The organism is Streptomyces sp. ID05-26A (genome assembly GCF_033794685.1).
Taxonomy (GTDB): Bacteria; Actinomycetota; Actinomycetes; order Mycobacteriales; family Pseudonocardiaceae; genus Lentzea.
In genome coordinates this window covers 1-1,118 of the sequence record NZ_JARAYZ010000014.1, presented here as the reverse complement: position 1 = coordinate 1,118, position 1,118 = coordinate 1, and the positions used below count along the sequence as shown (strand labels likewise).

The window sequence follows — 1,118 nt, the reverse complement described above, 5'->3', positions numbered from 1 at the left end:
ATGGCGGTTTCTGTTCCTCCTGAGCTTGAGTGGTTGTTTGTTCTTGTGGTGGGTTCGACGTTGTCGAATCTGGATGTGGATGGGGCGCGGGCGTTGGCTGCGCGGGTGGACGCTGATGGTGTGGCGTTGCAGCGGTTGATGCTGGACGCGGAGGGTGCCGCGGCGGTGGTGGGTGGGGCTTTGGGCGGGGCTGTGGGGGCTGGTGTTCGTAAGCTTGTGGGTGGGGTGACGGCGCATGGTTCGTCGTTGCGGTCGCTGGCGCGGCGTGACGCGGTGGGGTTGCGGGAGCTGGCGCTGGCGGATGAGAAGAATGTTTATGAGATGGTGCAGGAGCTTGCACTGTTTTTTCCGCAGATTTGGTGGGCTTTGTACAGTCCGTGGGGGGCGCCGTGGTATGCGGCGTTGACGGCGGCGTTGCGGGCGCGGTTGCTGGCACGGTTGCAGTGGATTGACAATGCGGCGGTGATGCTGGCTCGGACGGTGGCGAGTGAGGCCGCGAGTGAGGTGTTGCAGAACGCGAACGCGCAGGCGTTGCAGTTTATTGAGAAGAATCGTCGTTCGTGGGATGCGCAGGATTCTGTTGTTGGCGCGATCGCCGGTGGTGTGGCGGGTGGGTTGATGATGGGCGGGGTGAGGCTGGGTCAGCGTGTGCTGGGCAAGCACGCGGACTCGGTGGCGTTTCATGGTGGCCTGGAGGGCACCACCGAGGTGGTTGTGGGTGCGGGTGTGTCGGGGGCGCTGGGGGGCGGTTTCGACGATCTGGGGTTCGGTTTCCTGGGTGGCGCGTTCAGTGGTGGTGTGCAGAAGGGCGCGGAGGACGCGGGTCACAAGATCGCCGGGTTCAAGAACGGTGGTCAGGGCAAGGATGGTGTGACCGTGCCGCCGGTGACCGTGCCGCCGGTGACCGTGCCGGGCACCCCGGTATCGGGCACCCCGGCACCCGGCGACATGGACACGGACGGCGCCCCCGGCACCGACAAGCCCGGCACCGACAAGCCCGGCACCGAACACCCCGGCACCGACAAGCCCAGTAGCGAACAGCCTGGTGGCGACAAGCCTGGTGGTTTCGTGCCTGGCATCCACACGCCGGTCATCGACACCAAACCCGGCGGCGACCG

1 pseudogene is annotated in these 1,118 nt (G+C 66.1%); it reads left to right on the top strand.

The features are described 5' to 3' along the window. A pseudogene (locus PV646_RS44760) lies at window positions 1-1,118 on the top strand (hypothetical protein); the annotation flags it as partial.